14 protein-coding genes are annotated in these 20,014 nt (G+C 68.0%); 7 read left to right on the top strand and 7 right to left on the bottom strand.

Annotation, left to right across the window (positions count from 1 at the left end; genetic code table 11):
• Genes ACQP0C_RS18535 through ACQP0C_RS18510 form a run of 6 tightly spaced genes read left to right on the top strand, consistent with a single transcriptional unit; the run spans nt 1 to nt 11,165 of the window.
• Nucleotides 1–1,728 (top strand): non-ribosomal peptide synthetase, encoded by a 1,728-nt coding sequence (locus ACQP0C_RS18535; RefSeq protein ID WP_433734134.1) that lies wholly within the window; start codon nt 1–3, stop codon nt 1,726–1,728.
• Between the two features lie 9 nt (nt 1,729–1,737).
• Nucleotides 1,738–2,709, top strand: a complete 972-nt coding sequence (locus ACQP0C_RS18530; RefSeq protein WP_433734133.1) for a TauD/TfdA family dioxygenase — start codon at nt 1,738–1,740, stop codon at nt 2,707–2,709.
• Nucleotides 2,706–5,618, top strand: a complete 2,913-nt coding sequence (locus tag ACQP0C_RS18525) for a condensation domain-containing protein (protein WP_433734132.1) — start codon at nt 2,706–2,708, stop codon at nt 5,616–5,618. The genes ACQP0C_RS18530 and ACQP0C_RS18525 overlap by 4 nt, the downstream gene beginning before the upstream one ends.
• Nucleotides 5,606–5,857, top strand: coding sequence for an acyl carrier protein (locus ACQP0C_RS18520; RefSeq protein WP_433734131.1), 252 nt, complete (start codon nt 5,606–5,608; stop codon nt 5,855–5,857). Before ACQP0C_RS18525 ends, ACQP0C_RS18520 begins: the two co-directional genes overlap by 13 nt.
• Nucleotides 5,854–9,921: a type I polyketide synthase gene (locus ACQP0C_RS18515; protein WP_433734130.1), complete on the top strand. Its 4,068-nt coding sequence runs from the start codon at nt 5,854–5,856 to the stop codon at nt 9,919–9,921. The genes ACQP0C_RS18520 and ACQP0C_RS18515 overlap by 4 nt, the downstream gene beginning before the upstream one ends.
• Nucleotides 9,918–11,165, top strand: a complete 1,248-nt coding sequence (locus ACQP0C_RS18510; protein ID WP_433734129.1) for an MFS transporter — start codon at nt 9,918–9,920, stop codon at nt 11,163–11,165. The genes ACQP0C_RS18515 and ACQP0C_RS18510 overlap by 4 nt, the downstream gene beginning before the upstream one ends.
• Here the strand turns inward: ACQP0C_RS18510 and ACQP0C_RS18505 are convergent.
• The 4 genes from ACQP0C_RS18505 to ACQP0C_RS18490 all read right to left on the bottom strand — a co-directional run bounded on the left by ACQP0C_RS18505 (nt 11,132) and on the right by ACQP0C_RS18490 (nt 17,266).
• Nucleotides 11,132–11,920, bottom strand: a complete 789-nt coding sequence (locus ACQP0C_RS18505) for a class I SAM-dependent methyltransferase (protein WP_433734128.1) — start codon at nt 11,918–11,920, stop codon at nt 11,132–11,134. The two genes, ACQP0C_RS18510 and ACQP0C_RS18505, sit on opposite strands and share 34 nt — an antisense overlap.
• Nucleotides 11,917–13,296 (bottom strand): DUF6002 family protein, encoded by a 1,380-nt coding sequence (locus ACQP0C_RS18500; RefSeq protein WP_433734127.1) that lies wholly within the window; start codon nt 13,294–13,296, stop codon nt 11,917–11,919. Before ACQP0C_RS18500 ends, ACQP0C_RS18505 begins: the two co-directional genes overlap by 4 nt.
• Before the next feature lie 131 nt (nt 13,297–13,427).
• A complete protein-coding gene (locus tag ACQP0C_RS18495) occupies nt 13,428–14,216 on the bottom strand; it encodes a pyrroline-5-carboxylate reductase family protein (RefSeq protein ID WP_433734126.1) in 789 nt (262 codons plus the stop codon).
• Complete coding sequence (locus ACQP0C_RS18490; RefSeq protein ID WP_433734125.1) at nt 14,213–17,266, bottom strand: amino acid adenylation domain-containing protein; 3,054 nt, start codon at nt 17,264–17,266, stop codon at nt 14,213–14,215. The genes ACQP0C_RS18495 and ACQP0C_RS18490 overlap by 4 nt, the downstream gene beginning before the upstream one ends.
• Between ACQP0C_RS18490 and ACQP0C_RS18485 the strand changes: the two genes are divergently transcribed.
• Nucleotides 17,162–19,117: an amino acid adenylation domain-containing protein gene (locus ACQP0C_RS18485; RefSeq protein WP_433734124.1), complete on the top strand. Its 1,956-nt coding sequence runs from the start codon at nt 17,162–17,164 to the stop codon at nt 19,115–19,117. The genes ACQP0C_RS18490 and ACQP0C_RS18485 overlap by 105 nt on opposite strands.
• Before the next feature lie 32 nt (nt 19,118–19,149).
• Here the strand turns inward: ACQP0C_RS18485 and ACQP0C_RS18480 are convergent, their stop codons facing one another.
• The 3 genes from ACQP0C_RS18480 to ACQP0C_RS18470 all read right to left on the bottom strand — a co-directional run bounded on the left by ACQP0C_RS18480 (nt 19,150) and on the right by ACQP0C_RS18470 (nt 20,012).
• A complete protein-coding gene (locus ACQP0C_RS18480; RefSeq protein WP_433734123.1) occupies nt 19,150–19,326 on the bottom strand; it encodes a hypothetical protein in 177 nt (58 codons plus the stop codon).
• On the bottom strand, nt 19,323–19,646 hold the full coding sequence (locus ACQP0C_RS18475) for a hypothetical protein (RefSeq protein ID WP_433734122.1): 324 nt from the start codon (nt 19,644–19,646) through the stop codon (nt 19,323–19,325). Before ACQP0C_RS18475 ends, ACQP0C_RS18480 begins: the two co-directional genes overlap by 4 nt.
• 135 nt (nt 19,647–19,781) lie before the next feature.
• A complete protein-coding gene (locus tag ACQP0C_RS18470; protein WP_433734121.1) occupies nt 19,782–20,012 on the bottom strand; it encodes a hypothetical protein in 231 nt (76 codons plus the stop codon).
• Nucleotides 20,013–20,014 lie beyond the last annotated feature (2 nt).

The following is a 20,014-nucleotide window of genomic DNA, read 5'->3' as shown; positions in this document are numbered from 1 at the left end:
ATGGCGACCGGCACATCCACTGTCGCAGAACTGTTCCGCGAACAAGTGCATCGGATCGGCGATGCCACGGCCGTCGTGCACCCGCATGGGCGACTGAGCTATCGAGAACTCGACGATATCTCCACGCGTCAGGCCCGAGCATTGCACCGCAACGGAGTGCGCCGCAGCGACCTCGTCGCGATGTACCTCGACAACTCCGTCGATCTCGTCATCGCGCTACTCGCGATCGTCAAGAGCGGGGCGGGCTATCTGCCGCTGGCCGTGACCGATCCGCCGCGACGTACCGAGGCCCTGCTGCGGGCAGCCGAACCGAAACTCGTTCTGGTCGACCAGTACCACCCACCGTGGATGTCCGGACTCGCTTCCATCGTCCCGATGGGCGTGCAGACCGACGACTCCCCCGGCAATCCGCCACCCGGCCCGACACCACACGATGCCGCGTACGTCATATACACGTCCGGTTCCACCGGCCGCCCCAAGGGCGTCGTCATCGAACACGGCGCTCTCGCAACGTATCTCCGTTGGGCTGTGACGCGGTATCCGGGCTTGGCCGACCTTGTGCGCGTGCACTCCTCGCCAGCGTTCGACATGGCAGTGACGAGTCTGTTCGGCCCGCTGGTCGCGGGCGGAACGCTCGATATCGCCCCCCTCGATGACCGCGGCGCGACCCGGGACACGCCAACCTTTCTCAAGGTGACTCCCGCGCATCTGCCGCTGCTGCGCTCCACATTCCCGCACTGCGCGCCCACCTCGGACCTCATTGTGGGCGGCGAAGCGCTCACCGGTGCAATGCTGGCCGACTGGCGCCGCGAGCATCCGGCGGCCGCCGTCGTCAACGAGTACGGGCCCACCGAGGCCACGGTGGGCTGCTGTGTCCACCGAGTGGGGCCGGGCGATGCGCTCGCACCCGGGCCCGTCCCCATCGGCCTGGCCACCCCGGGCACCCGACTGTACCTGCTCGACTCGCGACTTCTTCCCGTCGAGGAAGGTGAGCTGTACATCGCCGGGGCACAACTCGCGCGCGGCTATCTGCACAGCCCCGGACTCACCGCCGCCGCCTTCGTCGCCGACCCGCTCGGGCCACCCGGAACTCGGATGTACCGCAGCGGCGACCGCGTCCGCCGCCGCGACGACGGCCTACTCGAATTCGCGGGCCGGATCGACGATCAGCTGTCCATCAACGGATTCCGGGTCGAGCCGGGCGAAATCGCCGACATGCTCACCCGGGCCACCGACGTGGATCGAGCCGCGGTGGTCGCTCGCGATGACGGATCGGCGGGCACCGGGCTCGTCGCGTACGCCACACCGGCACCGGGCGCCAGCCCGACCGCAGCCGCGCTGCGGCAGTACCTGGCCGAGCGGCTTCCGGGACACCTGGTGCCGACGACCATCGTGCTGCTCGAAGCATTCCCGTTGACCTCGAACGGCAAGCTCGACTACGCCGCACTGCCCGAACCCGCGGAAAGCGCCGGGCAGCAGTCGGATTCGTCCGCGGCTTCGCGGACGCCCACGGAACAACTCGTCTGTGAGCTGATGGCCGAACTGCTCGAACTCGAAGAGGTCGGCGTCGACGACGACTTCTTCGCCCTCGGCGGAACCAGTCTGGCCGCCGCGCGCCTGGTGACCCGCGCCCGCCGCGGCGGCGTGGATTTCACCATCACCGACGTGCTGAGCCACCGCACGGCGCGCAGGTTGCTCGATCCCCACTTCCGCGCGGCACGGCACTGAGGAGACGATATGGCACCAACGCTGCCCGCCGAACTCGCCCGGCTCGGTCCCGTCGCGGGCCTGCTCGAAACCAACGGGATCACCTCCGCCGCGGTCTATCCGCTCCCGGATGACCTCCCCGACATCCCCGCATGGGCACGGCAGCACCGCGCGGAAATCCGGGCTCTGCTGGCCCGATTCGGGGTGGTGCTACTGCGCAACGTAACCGTGGAACTCGACCTCTTCGGACGAATCGTCGCCGCCGTCGGCGGCGATCCGCTGCCCTACCGCGACCGGTCCACGCCACGCTCGCGCGTCGACGGCAATATCTACACCTCCACGGAATACCCTGCAGACCAACGGATTCCGCTGCACAACGAGAACTCCTACGCCGACGTCTGGCCCACGGTGCTGTTCTTCTTCTGCGCGGCACCCGCCCAACACGGCGGGGCGACGCCGGTCGCCGACAGCCGCGCGATGTTCGACCGGATCGATGCCGACATCCGCACGCGGTTCGCCGACGGCATTGTCTACACCAGGACCTACCGTGACGATGTGGGTCTGGGTTGGCAGGAGGCGTTCCAGACCGATTCGAGGTCCGAAGTCGAGGACTATTGTGCCCGACACGGCCAACATTGCGAGTGGGACGGCCCGGTCTTGCGCACCCGGTTCCACCGGCCGAGTTGGCGTACCGAGCCGTCTTCCGGCGCCACAGTGTGGTTCAACCAGGCCCACTTGTTCCACGTGTCAGCGCTGGACGAGGAGATCCGCGAGGCACTGCTGCTGAGCTACCCCGACGGCGATCTCCCCCGCAACGCCTATTACGGCGACGGCAGTCCGCTGGCCGCGGACGATCTCGAACGCATCGACGAGGTCTACCGGGAATGTGCCCTCACGATCCCGTGGCGGCGCGGCGATCTGATGCTGGTCGACAATATGGTGGCCGCGCACGGCCGCATGCCCTACCGCGGCGCGCGCCGCGTACTGGTGGCCATGACATGACCGGCGACATCACCGAACAGGGCGTGGCCGTCTATGCGGCGTCATTCGGTCAACGTCGACTCTGGTACGCGCAGCGCCTGGAGCCGACGAGCCCGATCGCCAACGTGCCCTTGGCAATACGCCTGCGCGGGCCCTTCGATTCCGTCGCGTGGCAGCGAGCCGTCGATATGGTGGTGGCGCGGCACGATACGCTGCGTACGTGTCTCGCTGATCGCGGCGGGGCACCGGAACAGGTGGTCCTCGACACCTGCCGGGTGCGCGTCGAAATCGAGGAAATCCCCGAGTCGGACGCCTCGGCTTTCCTCGACCGGGTCGCGACCACCCCCTTCGATCCGACCGTCGCGCCGCTGCTGCGCATCGCCGTTGCCCGCTTCGCCGACGAAGACCACCTGCTGGCGATGACCATGCATCACGCCGTCACCGACGGCTGGTCATATGGCGTGCTGCTGCGTGAACTTTCCGACAGCTACGCCGCGATTCGCTCGGGCGCGATCGTGGATCCACCGGAATTGACAGTGCAGTACGGCGATTACGCCGAGTGGCAGCAGGATGCCGTCGCGGCGGGCCGGTGGGCGGATCAGGCCGACTTCTGGCGCGCCGAACTCGCGGATGTCCCGCTCGTACTGGATTTGCCGACCGACCGCCCACGACCAGCGGTGCGATCAACGGCGGGCGAAGCAATTCCGTTCACGGTGCCCGCGCCGACCGCCGCGGGCATTCGGGAGGCGGCGCGCCGACTCGGCGGCACCGTACATATGGCGCTGATGGCCGCGTTCCAGGCGGTGCTCGCCGACGTCGCCGGTCAGGACCGGTTCGTCGTCGGCACCGCGGTGTCCGGCCGCAGCCCCGCGGCGGTGGAGAACCTGATCGGGTTCTTCGTCAACACCGTTCCCGTCACGGCGGATTGTTCGGGCACACCAACGTTTCCGGAGCTGTTCGGCCGGGTTCGGGAGCGGCTGCTGCGTGCCTATGCCCACCAGGATCTGCCGCTGGAGCACATCGTGGACGCCGTGCGCCCGCCGCGGGATCCGGCACGCACTCCGCTGTTCCAGGCCATCCTCACCTACGGCCCGCACCCGATCGCCGAACTGCGCCTGCCCGACATCGCCCCGGAGTACGTCTGCGTTGCCCCCTCCGGCGGCTGCCATTCCGACCTCGATCTCATCATTTACGACGATGGAAAGCGATTGCAGGGCTACCTGATTCGCCCCGCTGCCCTCATCGACGACGAACGTGCTTCCGCATGGGCGAGGAGACTGTTGGGGCTGCTCGAGGACATCGCGGCCGGGGTGGAGCGCGCGCTCTGCACGAACGCCCGTCCAACGCAGACGATCCCAGCCCGAGTAGTCGCTCCCGCCGACGCGGCAGCCGCTGACGGCCCACGAACCGACCTGCAGCGGTTCGTCACCGAAATCTGGACGCAGTTGCTCGGCCTGGACTCCGTCGGCGTGCACGAGGACCTGTTCGCCTGCGGCGGCGACTCGCTGCAGGCCATTCGGCTGCTGAGCCGGGTCGAGACCAGGACCGGACGCAGCATCGGGCTGGCCGATTTCCTGCGCACGCCAACCGTCGCCGGACTCGCCGCACTGCTGGCCACGAATCCCGCTGCGGGCGAATCGGATTCAGTGCCATTGGGCCCATCGGTACGCATTCCCGCACGCGTGTCATACGGTCAGCACCGCCTGTGGTTCATGCAGCGATTGGAGCCCGACAGCACCACCTACACCGTGCCGGTATCCGCCAGAGTTCGGGGTGCTCTGGATCTCGCGGCGCTGCAACAGGCAGTCGAGGTGATCGTGGCACGCCACGATGTCCTGCGGACGCGCTTGGCCGACACCGGCGGCATCCCCGAACAGCTCGTGGCAGCCGACTTCCGGGTATCGATCCAGGTCGAAGATGTAGCCGAGACCGGCGCGGCGGATTTCGTCGCCCGAATCACCGACACCCCATTCGACCTGACGACGCTCCCATTACTGCGCATCGCCGTCGCGAGATTCGACGCCGCCGATCATATGCTGGTCATCGCGATGCACCATGCCATCACCGATGGCTGGTCCATCGACCTCCTATTGCGCGAATTGTCGCTCTGCTACAACGCTTTCCTGAACGGGACCACGCCGGTACTGCCGGACATTCCGCTTCGCTATGGCGATTACGCGGAATGGCAGCGTGCCATGGTCGAGGCTCGACGGTGGGATGACCAGTCGTCGTTCTGGCGCACCGAACTCGCCGACTGGCCACTGACCCTGGAACTGCCGACCGACCGGCCGCGACCGGACATACGGACCGGACACGGGCAATCCCTGCATTTCGTGGTCCCCGCGCACACCACGGCCGGGATACGCGCGGCTGCCCGACGGTGCGGCGGCACCGTGCACATGGTGCTGATGGCCGCGTTTCAGGCAGTGCTCGCCGAACTCAGCGGACAGGATCGATTCGTCGTCGGCACCGCGGTATCGGGACGTGGCCCCGCCGCGGTCGACAATGTCGTCGGATTCTTCGTCAACACCATTCCGGTCAAGGCGGACTGCTCGGGGGCACCCGACCGACCGGAGCTTTTCGACCGGGTGCGGCGCAACCTGTTGCGCGCCTACACGAATCAGGATCTTCCCCTGGAGCACATCGTCGAGGCCGTACGCCCGCCCCGCGACCTCGGCCGCACCCCGCTCTTCCAGGCCGTCCTGACCTTCGCAACCGACCCGTGCGCCGAACTGCGCCTCGGCGCAACGCGGATCGAACCGCGTCCGGTGCTGCAGCACGCCGCCCGCACCGACATCACGGTGGAGATCCACGACACCACACCGGCTTTGGACGGCGTGGTGGAGTTCAGCACCGACCTGTTCGACCCGGTGACCGTCGCCTCGTTCACCGACCGCCTGCTGGAGGAGCTCGCCCAGTGGAACCGCTGACCGATATGACCCACCCCGGCATCACCGCATATGTCACTCGAATGTGGTGCACGATCCTCGATCTCGACGCGGTCGGCCCGGACGACAGCTTCTTCGACCTGGGCGGGACCTCCTTCCAACTGCTCATGGTGAAGGACCGCCTCGATACCGAGTTGGGCATCACCACCGAGCTGACCAGCTTCTTCCGTCATCCCACGGTGGCGGAGCTGGCCGACTACCTCTACGGGAAGACACGATGACGGTGGATGACGCAATCGCGGTGGTGGGTATGGCGGGCCGTTTTCCGGGCGCCTCCGATGTGGCCGAGTTCTGGCGGAACCTGGTGGCGGGCAAGGAATCTCTGGTTGCCTCGGCGACCGGCACACCAGGTTCATCGGACGCCTACGGTGTGCTGGCCGACGTCGACCTGTTCGATGCCGAGTTCTTCAAGTTCGCACCGGCCGAGGCCGAACTCCTCGATCCACAGCACCGGCTGTTCCTCGAATGCGCATGGCATGCCTTGGAGCACGCCGGCTGCCCGCCGGACCGCTATGGCGCGCAGACCGGAGTCTTCGCCTCCGCCAGCCCGAGCACATATCTGCTTCGAACCCTGCTCACCCGATTCCAGCACGCGAATCCGACCGAGCAGCATCGTATCCTGCTGGCCACCGACAAGGACTACCTCGCGACCCGCACCTCCTACAAGCTCGATCTGCAGGGCCCCAGCATCGGCGTACAGACGGCATGCTCGTCGTCGCTGGTCGCGGTGCACCTCGCGGCCCGCGCGCTGGCCGCGGGCGACTGCGGGGTCGCCGTCGTGGGCGGGGCCACCGTATTCCTTCCGCAGGTGACCCTGCAGGAGCATGTGGACGGCGCCATCATCTCCGCCGATGGGCACTGCCGCCCGTTCGACGCCGCCGCCACCGGCGCGGTCGGCGGCAATGGGGTGGCCGCGGTGGTGCTGCGCCGCGTCGCCGACGCCATCCGCGACGGCAATCCGATTCGCGCGGTGATCCTCGGTTCCGCGGTCGAGAACGACGGGCGGCGCAAGGTCGGCTACGCCGCGCCCGGCTGGGATGGCCAGGTGCGGACCGTATCCCGCGCGCTCGAACGCGCGGGCATCGCGAGCACCGACATCGGATACGTGGAAGCCCACGGCACCGGCACGCCGATCGGTGATCCGCTGGAGGTATCGGCGCTGGCCGAAGCGTTCGGGCGGCACCGCGACGGTGCGGCGGCACCCGGCGACTGTCTGCTCGGTTCGGTCAAGTCGAACATCGGACATCTGGACGCCGCCGCGGGCGTGACCGGCCTCATCAAGGCGGTGCTCGCGCTGGAACACGGAATCATCCCGGGCACAGTGCATTTCCGCGAGCCGAACCCGAACTTCGAGTGGGATCGCTCCCCGTTCGCCGTCAACGCCTCGGCGGTGCAGTGGCCGCAATCGCGCGCGGACCGCCGTTGCGGCGTGAGCAGTCTCGGTATCGGCGGCACCAATGCCCATGTCGTGCTGGGGGGTTGGGCCGAAGCCACACGCACACCCGCCGAACGTTCGTCTCACGTGGTGACGTTCTCGGCGCACTCCGCTGCCGCCCTGGCAGCCCGAACCCGAGATCTGCGCACACACCTCGAGGCCAACCCCGATGTCGATCCGGCCGACATCGCTCGCACCACCCAAGTCGGCCGCGGTGCCCTGCCGCACCGTCGTTTCGCGATCGCGAGCAGCCGCTCCGAACTGATCGCGGCGCTCGCCGACACAGCGGCAGTCGGCACAACGGCAGCGTCGAAGGCAAAGGTGGCGTTCCTCTTTCCCGGCCACGGCGGACAGTACCCCGACGTCGGCGGCCGGCTGTGGCCCGACTTCGCGGTTTTCCGCGACGCGCACCGGGAATGCCTCGAGCTGCTGGACGCCGTCTCCGACCGGCCACTGAAGACGTTGCTCGCCGAATCGGCGCACGCGCACGACACCCTCATCGCCCAACCCGCACTGTTCGCGGTCGAATACGCGCTCGCCCGCACCTGGCTGCGCCTCGGTGTGCGGCCGACGAGCATGATCGGCCACAGCCTCGGCGAATATGTGGCGGCGGTGATCGCGGACGTGCTGACCGTCGAGGACGCTGCGCGGCTGGTGGTGGCCCGTGCGGAGCTGATGCAGCAACTCGCGCCGGGGGCAATGCTGGCCGCCGCGATCAGCGAGGAAGACGCCGCTCGGTTCGTTGCCGCGGGCGCGGATCTCGCGGCCGTCAACGCCGCGAAGTCATGTGTGCTTTCGGGGTCCGTCGAGATCGTCGAGGCGGTCGCCGAGGACCTGACCGGCGCGGGCATCCCCTTCCGGCGCCTGGCGGTGACACGGGCCTTCCACAGCCGGATGACCGATACCTGCCTCGACGGCCTGCTTGCGCAGTTGGCCCAGGTGAGGTTGCACCCACCGAACATTCCCTTCGCGTCCAATGTCACCGGCACCTGGATCACCGACGAGCAGGCGACGAGTCCGGACTACTGGGTCGAACAGACCCGCCGCACAGTGCGATTCGCCGAAGGTTTGGCCACCGTATTCGCCTCGGGTCCGAACATGGTGGTGGAACTGGGGCCCGGCCGCGCACTGAGCAGGCTCGCACGGCGCGATCCGGCGCGGCCGGAAGACCTGCAGGTCCTCGCGGCTCTGCCCGCGCCGGACGACGCCGAGTCCGAATCCGAGTGCCTGTCACGGGCGTTGGCGGCGGCATGGACCGCGGGCGCGCCGGTCGACTGGTCGCCGCTGTGGGAGCACGACGGGCCGTGGACCGCTGTCGACCTGCCTGCCTATCCGTTCCAGCGCACCCGCCATTGGCCCTGCGACGCACCCCCGGAATCCGGCGCAGTATCAGCCGCTGTTGCCAAGCGACCAGAGGCGAGCCCGGAACAGTCCCGCTCGGAATCGGGGGAGCTGCTCGCGGCGGTTCGCGCCACATACTCCGATACGATCGGACGTCCGCTCGACGACACCGCCAACTTCTTCGACGCGGGCGGAGATTCGTTGGTCGCAGTGCAGGCGGTGCTTGCACTGCGCGCGAAGCTGGGCCGGGAGCTGTCGTTGCGCGAATTCGTCGACAACCCCAGTATCGAGCGACTGACAGCCCTGCTGGCCGACCGTGAAACCGCCGTCTCCACATCCCCAGCAGTCACGGCACCTCTGCCTGATGTCACCGACCAGTCGATTCAGACCTGTCCGGTGACGTCCACGATTTCCGTATGTGACAGTGCCGCAGCCGCATCCGACCCACGGTCGGGCCCGCAGTTCAGCGTGTTCTTCTTCTCCGCCAACTCCGTCGAGGGCGACCGCTACGGGCTGATCCTCGACTGCGCGGAGCGCGCCGATGAACTCGGCTACACCGCGATCTGGACGCCGGAACGCCACTTCCACCAATTCGGCGACCTGTTTCCGAACCCCTCCGTGTTGGCGGCGGGCATCGCGACCCGTACCAATAGGATTCACCTGCGTGCGGGCAGTGTTGTCGCGCCACTGCATCATCCGGCACGCGTCGCCGAAGAGTGGGCGGTCGTGGACAATCTCTCGGGCGGCCGGGTCGGACTCGCATTCGCGCCGGGATTCCTGCCGCTCGACTTCGTCTTCAGCCAGGCCTCCTACGAGAACAAGCAGCAGATCATGCTGGATCGTGTCGAAAAGGTGCGCCGGCTGTGGCGCGGTGAATCGATCGATGACGTCAACGGTTCGGGTGAACGGGTGCGCCTGCGTACCTTCCCCCGGCCGGTCCAGCCCGAACTACCGGTGTGGCTTACCGCGGCCACCAACCCGGCGACCTTCGCCGCGGCGGGGCGCTCGGGCTACAACGTACTCACCGCGCTGATCAACCTGGACGTCAACGAATTGGAACAGCGGATCGTCGCTTATCGCGCCGGACGCGCCGAGAGCGGCCTCGACCCGGCCGCGGGCACTGTTTCCGTCATGGTGCACGCCTACCTGGGCGCGGGTAACGACGACGAGGTACGGGCGGTGGTGGAGCGGCCGTTCCGCGAATATCTGTGGGCGAACTCCGAAATCATCAAGTCCGCCGCCAAGGCGGTGCTCGGAGACCTCGACCTGGATCAGCTCACGGCCGCCGACCGGGAAACCCTGATGGACTTCGCCTTCGCGCGGTACTGGGGAGCGAGCGCGCTGCTCGGCGGCGCGGACACCTTCCGGTCCCGGGCGCAGCGACTGGCGGATATGGGTGTCGACGAGATCGCCTGCCTGGTGGACTTCGGCCTCGATCGCGGCACCGTAGTCGCCAGCTTGGAACGCATCGCCGAAACGATGGCGCTGCGGGTCGTGCCCCGGGTATGACAACGCGCCCGCACGCGCGCGCATGGCCGGGCCACGTGCGGATCTTTCTCGGTGGTCAGGCGGTGTCGCTGCTGGGCGACGGGCTCGCAGTGTTGGTGGTGCCGCTATTGGCCCTCGAACTGAGCAGCAGCCCAGTGGTTTCCGGGATATCGGCGGCCACGGTCACCATCGGCTACCTGTGTGTCGGCGTGCCCGCCGGAGTCATCGTCGACCGGTTCGGTCCGTGGCGGGTGCTCCTCGCCATGGACGCGCTGCGTGCCTGCCTGTTCGCCGCGCTGTACGCGCTGGCGGTAAGCGATCTCCTGACCGTGCCGCTGCTGCTCGGGCTGGGTCTGCTGGCTGGTGCGAGTCATGTGTTCTTCGAGACCGCGGTCACGGTGACGGTGACACAGCTGTGCGCCGATCGCGATCTGCTCCGGGCCAATTCGGTGCTCGAAGTGAGCAGTCAGCTCGCGCTGATACTGGGGCCGGTCACCGTCGGCGCGCTGGCCGCCACGGTCGGTCTGGATACCGCACTGCTCGTCAACGCCGTTACCTTCCTGGTGTCGCTGGCGAGCCTGCTCGCCGTGTGGTCGCACCGGTCCGCGGCGCCGCCGGTGGTGTCCCCGCTGGCCATGAGTCACATCTGGCGGGAATTCCGGGACGGGTTGTGGTACCTGCTGTCGATCCGAATTCTCGTGGTGTTGACCGCCCTGCAGATGGTGGTGAATTTCGGTCTGGCCGTGGAGAAGATGCTGTTCTTCTACGCCAAGGACACACTCGGACTGGCCACCTCCCTGGTGAGTGTGGTGGTGGCCGCCGGTGGCGGCGGCGGGCTCGTCGGCGCGCTGACCGCGCCATGGCTCGGACATCGGCTCGGACATCTGCGAGTGTTCGCCGGTGGCGTGGTGCTCGCCGGAATCGCCACGGCCGCAATGAGTCTGGCGCACACATGGCCCATGCTAGCGGCGGCGAACGCGGTCTACCTCTGGGCATTGGTCACCGCGAGCCTGGTCAATCGCACCCAGCGGCAGCTGATGGTCCGTGGCGATATGCTCGGGCGGGTAACCAGCACCGTGAAGCTGCTGTTCCTGGCGGTGGATCCGATAGGCGTACTGGTCGCCGGAAGTCTTACGCTGGCGCTCGGCGGCGATCCCAGGTTCGTATTTCTCGGCGCGGGAACGCTTGTGACGGGTGCGGCGATCGTGGCGTGGTACTCCGGGCTGAGGGGCTATCGCCGTGCGGCGATCAGCAATCTGCGGTAGTCGCGCAACGTCGGTGTCATGGTCCGGGCCTCCGAAACCAATACTCGCGCGGCCTCGGCCCCCAACTCCGCGACCAGATCCGGTTCGGCACCGATGATCCGGTCATATACCGCGGTCTGCCGCTCATACCAGCCCGCGGGTTCGCGACAGCTGAGCACCTCCCACCCTGCCGCCGTCAGCAGGGTCGCGTAGGACAGATAGCTCGGCTCCCACGTCGACAACACCCAGCGCGCCCCCGGCTCGAGCAGCCGCGCCACTTCCCGCATGGCCGCGGCTTTGTCGAGCACCATCCACAGCGAATCAATGCTCACAGCGCCCTGGAACGAGCCCGCAGGCAACCCGGTGTCGAGGAAATCCCCCACAACGAAGGTCGCCGACCCACCGGGATACAGTGTCGGAGCGCGCTTTTGGGCCGCGGCAACGGCCTCCGGGAGCAAATCCACCCCGACCAGACCGACCTCGGCGTGCCGGGCGATCCACAGGCCCGGTCCGCCGCGCCCGCACCCCACATCCACGATGCGATCGCCCGGGCCCACGTCCAGCCAGCGCCGTAACGACCCCAGTTCCCCGGCGGAACTGAAGCCCAGCGGTTCCAGTCCGTCCGGGAGGTCGGCGCCATAGCACTCCTGCCAGATCGCCGTGAGCGTCGGGCTCCAGTCCCCCGCGGCGTACACCGGCCGGTACCGGGCCTCGTCCGCCAGCGGCGTTTGCGCCGCCGAAAGATTCGGCTTCGAACCCGCGGATTCCGTTGTCACAGTGCGGCCTTGGTCAACGGTGCCTCGAGATCTGCGGCTACCCGCACCGGCGTGGTACACGCTTGCGACAGCGGCGCATAGTCGTCGGTGGAGTAGCTGCCCGAACCGTGCACGACCACCTCCGCGCCCGTGGGCACCAAACCGCGTTCGATGGCATTCATTACGCCGGTCAATGCCATTACCAGCGACCACTCCCGCAGTGCGGCGGCGTCGGCGGGCAGCGCAATGTCCACCGCGGCCAAGCGGGCCCGCAGCTCGTCGTACCGGGCCAGGCATTCCCGCCGCGACACCACGATGCCGTCGCCACCGTGCCGTTCGATGATCGCGTTCATGGTCGGCGACGTGGCGGGTCGGCGCGTGTAGAAGGTGCTGTCCAAATCCTCTGTGGGACTGTCGGTGACCGCGGGGAAGTGCGGATCATCGTGCTGCGCGAACACTTTCGCGGATTCGTCGCGAAGGTAGCGCGGCGCGATATCGCCACCTGACCTCGCACGCAGCAGGCTCGTCACCATATCGGGTGTGCGCAAGTGCTGCACCAGCAGGAATTGCGGATGGTCCGGGTCGCTCTCGGGGTGACGCACCCGCCTGCCGAGGTGGTAGCCGAGCAACCCGAACGCGCTCGATACGGCGTGCGCGTGCAGTCGGCCCTGTGCCGGTGGCGCACCCGACACGTCCGCTTCGAAGAAGGCCCGCGCCGTATCGGCGACGATGTAATTGGCCAAATCCATTGTGTACCAGAGCCGGACTCCCCGATCGCGCTCGAAGGAGTCCGCGGCGGTGCGCACGAACTCGGCGGCCAGCGCCTTGACCCCGTCCGAGCGCTCACCGTCGTAGAGCAGAATCGGATTGCGCCGCAACAACTCCGCGTCATCGGACAGCTCGGAAGCCCACAGCTTGGGCAGCGACCCCGCGGGCGCGACCACCGCGATGCTCAGCTGCGCGGCCGACACCAGACCGAGTCGGATCGCCCGCAGCACCGCATCGCGCAATGCGGTGCCCTTGTTCGCCGATGTCGGCGTCACGATCATTACCCGCTCGCCGGTTCGCTGGATATGCGCCACCGCCCTGGCCACGATGAGCACCGAGGCGAACGTCTTCGTGGTCCGGGTGGACGCGGTGCGGCGCAAGTCCAGCAGCCGCAGTTCGCTGCCCGCGTGCGAACCCAGTCCGACCATTCGCATCTGAGCGATCCCCAGCAACTGCGCCAGTGGCTCGGTCAGTTCGGGAAGCTCCGGATCCATGGCCAAACCCGGTGTCTTCGGAGTTCCGTGCTCGGACCGGTAGAGCCGGGCCGCGGTGCGCAGGGCCGCGTAATAGCGGACCAGCACACTGTCGCCGTCGATATCCACCGGAACTGCGGTCTGTGCGATCACCATCGGTTCTCCAATGCGGGCGACAACGCTGTAATGCAATCTCCCGGAAAGGATATCGACGCGCATCGCCGCGCAAGCCGCACGAGTTCCCGGCAGTGGAAAACTCAAAAGGCATTGCGCCGCAATCCAGTTGGTCACCGCGCGGGCAATGCCGCCGCAGCGGCGGCGCGCACCGCGTGCGGTAGTCCCTGAGCTTGCGCCGCCGCCAGCGCTCGCTCGGTCGGCCCGCCGGGCGAGGCCACCGCGCGACGCAGCGCGAGCGTGTCGTGCTCGAACTCGGCCAAGAGGGCGGCCGTGCCGCGCAGCGTCTCGGTCGCCAGCGATTTCGCGAGATTCGCCGGGAGTCCGGCGCGGATAGCCGCATCCGCTTGGGCCTGTGCGAACATCGCGACCAGTGCGGGACCGACACCGGCCAATGGAATCAGCGCGTCCACTTGATGTTCCGGGATTCGCACGACCGCGCCCACCCGGCCGAACAGTTCCGCCACGGCGGATTCCACCTCCGCGTCCACGCACTGGCCGGTCGGCAGCGATACGATCCCCGCGCGGACCCGGACCGGGAGATTCACCGTTACTCGCACCACGCGCGAGCGGCGGTACACCGCTTTCAGCTGTGCGGATGTCACGCCGGATAGCACCGAGACCACCACGGCCCGCGTCCCATCGAGTTCCCGGCCCACCGCGGCCAGCTGTCCCGGCTTGTGGCACAACACGATCACGTCCGCGCGGGCGGCGAGTTCGGCATTGGTCGCCACGGCGACACCGCCGGTGTCCGCGGCCAGCTCAGCCGCTCGTCCCGAGCCGTTGTCGGTGCACAGGATCGGAGTTGCCCACCCGGTTGCCAAGGCACGTGCCATATTTCCCGCACCGACTGTGCCGATCGTCGCGAAGGTCCGCGCACCGTTGTTCTGGTTGTCGGTCATTGTGCGCTGCTGTCCTCGACGAGTTCGGTCAGGAGCTCTGCCACGCCTGCCGCAATGCGATCGGCCGCTTCCGAATCGTGGCCGCGCACATGGACCCAGCCGGTGAGACCCCCCGCCTGTTCGGTCACCTCCAACAGCCGCATGGTGTGACCGCCGAGGATCGGCAGTTCGACCGGAGTCGCCTCGATGCCGTCGAGCTGCAGGGGTTCGGCGACAGCGGGATGCACGAGGACGTGATTGGTCAGCATCGACGACGACAGACCCAGCTCCCCGCACAAGAACTCGACGGGGATCTCCGCGAATGCGGCGGCGTCGGCGAGTCGCTCGGTCTCCATCCGCAGCAGCTGCCGCAGCGAATGCCCGGCGGCGACGCCGACCACTGCGGGCTCGGATCCGGCGAAGGGGCCGATCACCGACTCCCACTCCGGCCCTGGACGACGTAACACCCTGGTACACACCGCAATCTGGTCCTGGTCGGGTTCATCGGCGGCGACCGCCATCGCGAAAGCCGTGCGCAACACCACAGGCAGGCTCATGCCCAGTGACCGTGCCTCGGCCCGCAGCGGGCGAACCACGGTCCGCGGCAGCGACAGCCGTGCCGACCAGACCGCGCCTGCCGCGTCCGCGGACGGATCGACCTCGCCCAGTCGAGACTGCCAGTACCGCAATGCTTTTCCCGCGTCCGCTATCGGGTCTTGCGCACGGGCGAAGTCCGGATAGTCGGCCGCGGGCTCGGCAAGGCTTGCCGCGCTTCGCATTCCCGAGTACAGCTCGCCGAGTTCACGTACCAGGATGTCCAGAGAAGGCTCATCGGCAACGAGACGGTGACAGCGCACCAGCAACGTGCCCGCCGCTTGCATCGGGTGCTCGTACAGGGTCACGTCGATGACCTGCCCGCGCGTAACGTCCATGGCGGTGGCGCACGCCAGCGCGAGCACCGCGGTCATCTGGTCGGCGGGTGCCGTCTCGGTCCTGACCGCAACACTGGCCCGGTGCCGCACGGTCTGGCTCGGCGGTTGTCCCGGCGGCGCATCGAACGCGCAGCGCAACACCGCATGTCTGCGCAGCACGGTAGCCACCGCACCGGCGAGCCGATCCCGGTCCGGCCGACCGTTCAACCGGAATGCGCGCGCCACGACCGGGGGTTGGGCTTGCGAGGACGCCAGATTCCACAGCCCCCGCTGCACCGCGGACAGCGGATACCGGGTTCCGGTCCGGCGTACCAGCTCATCCGTCGTCCGGGCGGCCGCCGCCCGTCCCGGTAAGTTCGCGGCGAGCAGTGCGACAGTGGGATTGCCCAGGATGCGCTCGGTGGTGAAGTCACGGCCCAGATCCGAGGTCAGGCGGTTCGCGATGCGCGCCGCCAGCAGCGAATGCCCGCCGAGATCGAAGAAGTTGTCGTCGCGCCCGATCTCGCGCACCTTCAGCACGTCCGACCAGACCTCGGCAATCGCTCGCTGTACCGCGGTGCTCGGGGCGAAATCGCGCGCCACGCCATCCTCGGCCCCCGCCCGGCGCCCGCCGAACACCGGCTCCGGCAAGGCGGATCGGTCGACCTTGCCCGTAGCCCCCAGGGGCAGCCGGTCCAGGAACACGTACGCCGCCGGAATCATGTGGGCCGGCAGCAGTGCTGCCAAGTGTGTCCGCAGCCCGCCGCTGTCGAGCGGGGCACCTGCCGCGGTCTCTTCTCGGACGATGTAGCCGACCAGGACGATCCCCTGCGTCGGGCGGCGATGACCGACGACGACCGACGCGCGGACGGCCGGGTGCCGGGTCAGCGCCAACTCGACTTCCGCGGGCTCGACCCGGTGGCCCCGCAAGTTGATCTGCCGGTCGCGCCGACCGAGGTACTCCAGCGTCCCGTCCACGAGCAGGCGTCCCAGATCCCCGGTGCGATAGAGCCTCGCCCCACCCACGGCGGATGCCGACACGAACGGATCGGCGATGAACCGCCCAGCCGTGTGGCCGACCGCTCCCAGATATCCCCTGCTCACTCCTGTTCCCCCGATGTAGATTTCGCCCACTTCGCCCCGGTCGACCGGCTGCAGCGCACTGTCGAGCACGTGCACCGAGACGCCCGGCAGTGGCGCGCCGATCACATCGGTGCCGACCGCCGTCGAGGTGATCGCGTGCTGGGTGGCGATGAGTGTGGTCTCGGTGAGCCCGAAATGATTGACTACCCGCCCGAATCGGGCCAGGGCCGCCGCGTGCGCACGCAGCGGCAGGAAACTCTCACCGCTGACCAACGTGGTTTCCAGCCGAGGCGGTTCGGCAGCGAACCCCGGCGAGGTGATCAGGCCGGTGAGCAAAGCCGGTGTGGCACTCAACAAGTGGGTGACTCCGTGTGCCCGCACCGCGGCCAGGAGCTGATCCGGGTTGCGGCGCACCGACTTCGATGTGACCACCACCTTGGCCCCCGCGGCGAGCGGCATCAGCGCATCCCGCAGCCACGGATCGAAGGTGAACGCCGCCACCTGCAGCACCACGTGGTGCTGCCCGAGCGAGACGTACGACGCCATCGCGGTGTGGTAGGCGGTGAGGCTGTGATGTTCTACGGCAACACCTTTCGGCCTGCCCGTGGATCCGGAAGTGAACATCACGTACGCGAGGTTCCGAGAATGGGCGGGGCCGAGCAACGGTGCGTCACCCGGAAGGGACGGCTCCGGTTCCGACGCGTCGACGAGCACCGCGTCGATACCGTCCAGTCCGGACAGTCGTGCCTGCTGCTCGGGCTCGGTAAGTACCAGGCGCGCACCGGATCCGGCCAGCCACCGCCGCAGCGTATCGTCGGGAAAGTCCGCGTCCAGCGGCAGATACGCGCCCCCGACGGCCCACACCGCCAGCACCGCAACGATCGCCACCGCGGGCTGCCGGACACAGATCGCCGTCACCGTCTCAGGTTCGACTCCGTTGCGCCGCAACCGATCTGCCATGACATCGACCCGATGGCCGAGCTCCCGATACGTCAGCACGCGCCCGTCGTCGACAAGTGCGACGGCGTCGGCGAAGTTCTCGATCCCGCGCCGGATCCGATGGTACAGACTGTCCATCCTCCGAGGGTCGCCCATGACCGCGCCGCCGCTATTCCCCTCGTTGGCAAGATTCGTGAAATAGCAGGAGTAATAACATCATTGGACTCGACTCACCGCGGAGGGCAGGCGGATAACATGCACGCTGACGGCAGGTACGGCGACGATGCATCCGACACCGTGGTGCACCGCAGGGTACTCGAATGGTCTACTCGCACACCGGATTCGGTGGCAATAGAGTTCGGCGACCGACGCCTCGGCTACGCCGAACTCACCACCACCGCATGCCGCATCGCGGCAGGCCTGCGCCGCCATGACGTCGGCCCCGATGTCCCTGTCGGCGTTCATCTTCCGCGTAGCGAAAGGCTTGTCACGGCACACCTGGCCGTACTCGCCGCGGGCGGCGCCTATCTGACCCTGGATCCCGCGCAACCCGATAAAGCGCTCGCCGATCAGATCGCCATCGCCGCGGTGCCCATCGTGATCACCGACCGCGCCATCAGCGACCGGCTGCCCGGCACCGTCCGCACGTTGCTGTACGACGACCTCGTCGACCATCCCGCCGAGCCGCTGCCCGATTCCGTCGGACCGGATCACTTCGCCTGCATCATGTTCACCTCCGGCTCCACCGGAAAACCAAAGGCGGTGGCCATTCCGCACCGCGCGGTGACCAATGTCGTCACCACCCAGAACTACATGAAGGTCGGACCGCAACAGTGCTACCTGCTGCACACCGCGCCCACCTTCGATCCGTCGATATTCGAGACCTGGGGCGCCTTGATCAACGGCGGCAGGCTCGCGATCGCGCCGCCCGGACCGCCTTCGGTGGGCGAATTCGCCCGCCTGGTAAGCGAACACGGCGCGACCGCGACGTTCCTCACGCCCACCATGTTCCGGCTGATCCTGGAGGAACGGCCGCATGCGTTGGGTCCCCTGCGCGATCTGCTGCTCGGCGGCGAAGCCATCTTCCCCGCCCACCTCGAGCTGGCTGCCCGACACCTGCCCGACACCTCGATAATCGTGGGCTACGGTCCCACCGAATCGACCGTCCTCGTCACCGCGCATGTCCAGACGAGTGCCGATCCGCTACCTCCGGTCGTCGTCATCGGTCACGACATCGCCGGCGTGCGCACCTATATCCTCGACGAGGATCTGAACCCGGTCCCCGACGGCGAACCGGGCGAATTGTGTATCACCGGAGCAGGACTGGCCTGCGGATACCTCGGCGCACCCGACCTCACCGCGGAACGGTTCACGCCGGACCCGCACGCATCGCGCCCCGGCGACCGGCTGTACCGAACCGGCGACCGGGTGCGAGCGATCGGCTATGGCGGGATGGAATTCCTGGGTCGCATCGATAACCAACTCAAGATCCGCGGCCGCCGAATCGAACCGGCCGAAGTCGAGCAGGCGCTGGTGCACCACCCGGATGTCCTCACCGCCTACGTGACCGCCGAACACAATGACCGTCGCGGCAAGTACCTAGCCGCGTATGTGGCTCTGCGCACCGGGTCCACAGCCGACGAGTCGGACCTGCGCGGCCACATGGCATCCACTGTCGTCGACCACCTTCGGCCCGACATCTACGTCCTGCGCACCGACGCGTCCGTCACCGCCAACGGCAAACTCGACAGACGCCGCCTCATCGACGGCACGGCGGCGCCCACGACGCCGACTGCCGGTCCACCCCTGCGCACAGTCGTGGTCAATGACGATGACCAATACGCGATCTGGCCCGCGCACCGACCCGCGCCCACCGGCTGGACAGCGGTCGGCCAGCCCGGCACCCTCGACGAGTGCAAGGCACTCGTCCGTCGAGTCTGGTCCGACATCCGCCCCGCCCGCCGACGACCCGCCGTCAAGACCTCATAGGCGCGGCATTCGCCCTGTGTGCCCACCGGATGTTATTCGGTGCGCCATTCCGATCGGCTGGAGCCGCAGGGCACCAGTAGCGGATCGGGCCGAGCGGCGGTGGTGCGGGAGAAGTGGACGGAGATCAGTTTCGGATACTCATTGGGGCCATGGATCAGCATGACCGGTGGCGCGGCGGGGTTTCCCGCGATCATGGCCCCGGCGCTCATCCGGCGACCGCCACGGGCGTGCGACGGTGCAGCAGATGCTGGGTGGGCTCGAAATGCAGTGTGCGGCACCGCAAGTCGATGGTGGAGCCCGGCCAGATATTGGTATTGCGGCCGTCTTCGTTGAGGTACCAGCTGGTGCAGCCGCCGGCGGTCCACACGGTGCCCGCATCGAGACGCTCGACCTCCTCGGTGAACGCATGCTGCGCGACAGCGGTGGGTTCGACGGCGGCCAGGTGGTGGTCGCGGGCGTAGCCGACCGCGTCGGCGATGTAGTTGCAGGTCGTAGTCGTGATTCCAGCGCGCGGAGTGGAAGCTGACACCGGCGAAACGGTCCAGACCCGCAATCGCGGGGATGACCGGATCGGCGAGCGCGCCGGTGGCCAGGACCACGTGCGTGGCGGTGCGCGGCCCGCGGGCGGTGTCGAGCCGCCACAGCTGCGCGACCGGATCCCACGTCAGCTGTTCCACCGTGCAGTCGAGTACCACGTGTGCACGCAGCCCCTGGGTGTCGGTGACGTTTTTGAGGTAGGCGAACAGCTCGGGAAGTCGGTGAATCCGGCGCGGCGCAGCCGCACCGCGGTCGCGATGCCGCCGAAACCGGTGCCGATGATCGCGACATGGTTGTGGGGAGTGCTGGTGTCGGTGGATGCATCGCTGTCGCTGGGCGCGATCGTGCTGAGGGGCATGA

This window comes from Nocardia sp. CA-129566, assembly GCF_050956075.1.
In the GTDB taxonomy this organism is placed as follows: domain Bacteria; phylum Actinomycetota; class Actinomycetes; order Mycobacteriales; family Mycobacteriaceae; genus Nocardia.
Note: the sequence above shows the minus strand (reverse complement) of the source record. Positions and strands in the feature narration are given on the sequence as shown.

Excerpts from the sequence above, each read along its gene's own strand:
- ACQP0C_RS18500 (WP_433734127.1), bottom strand. The coding sequence starts at position 13,296 with ATGGTGATCGCACAGACCGCAGTTCCGGTGGATATCGACGGCGACAGT.
- ACQP0C_RS18480 (WP_433734123.1), bottom strand. The coding sequence starts at position 19,326 with ATGAGCGCCGGGGCCATGATCGCGGGAAACCCCGCCGCGCCACCGGTC.
- ACQP0C_RS18510 (WP_433734129.1), top strand. The coding sequence starts at position 9,918 with ATGACAACGCGCCCGCACGCGCGCGCATGGCCGGGCCACGTGCGGATC.
- ACQP0C_RS18515 (WP_433734130.1), top strand. The coding sequence starts at position 5,854 with ATGACGGTGGATGACGCAATCGCGGTGGTGGGTATGGCGGGCCGTTTT.
- ACQP0C_RS18470 (WP_433734121.1), bottom strand. The coding sequence starts at position 20,012 with ATGCCCCTCAGCACGATCGCGCCCAGCGACAGCGATGCATCCACCGAC.
- ACQP0C_RS18485 (WP_433734124.1), top strand. The coding sequence starts at position 17,162 with ATGGCCGAGCTCCCGATACGTCAGCACGCGCCCGTCGTCGACAAGTGC.
- ACQP0C_RS18535 (WP_433734134.1), top strand. The coding sequence starts at position 1 with ATGGCGACCGGCACATCCACTGTCGCAGAACTGTTCCGCGAACAAGTG.
- ACQP0C_RS18530 (WP_433734133.1), top strand. The coding sequence starts at position 1,738 with ATGGCACCAACGCTGCCCGCCGAACTCGCCCGGCTCGGTCCCGTCGCG.
- ACQP0C_RS18490 (WP_433734125.1), bottom strand. The coding sequence starts at position 17,266 with ATGGACAGTCTGTACCATCGGATCCGGCGCGGGATCGAGAACTTCGCC.
- ACQP0C_RS18525 (WP_433734132.1), top strand. The coding sequence starts at position 2,706 with ATGACCGGCGACATCACCGAACAGGGCGTGGCCGTCTATGCGGCGTCA.
- ACQP0C_RS18495 (WP_433734126.1), bottom strand. The coding sequence starts at position 14,216 with ATGACCGACAACCAGAACAACGGTGCGCGGACCTTCGCGACGATCGGC.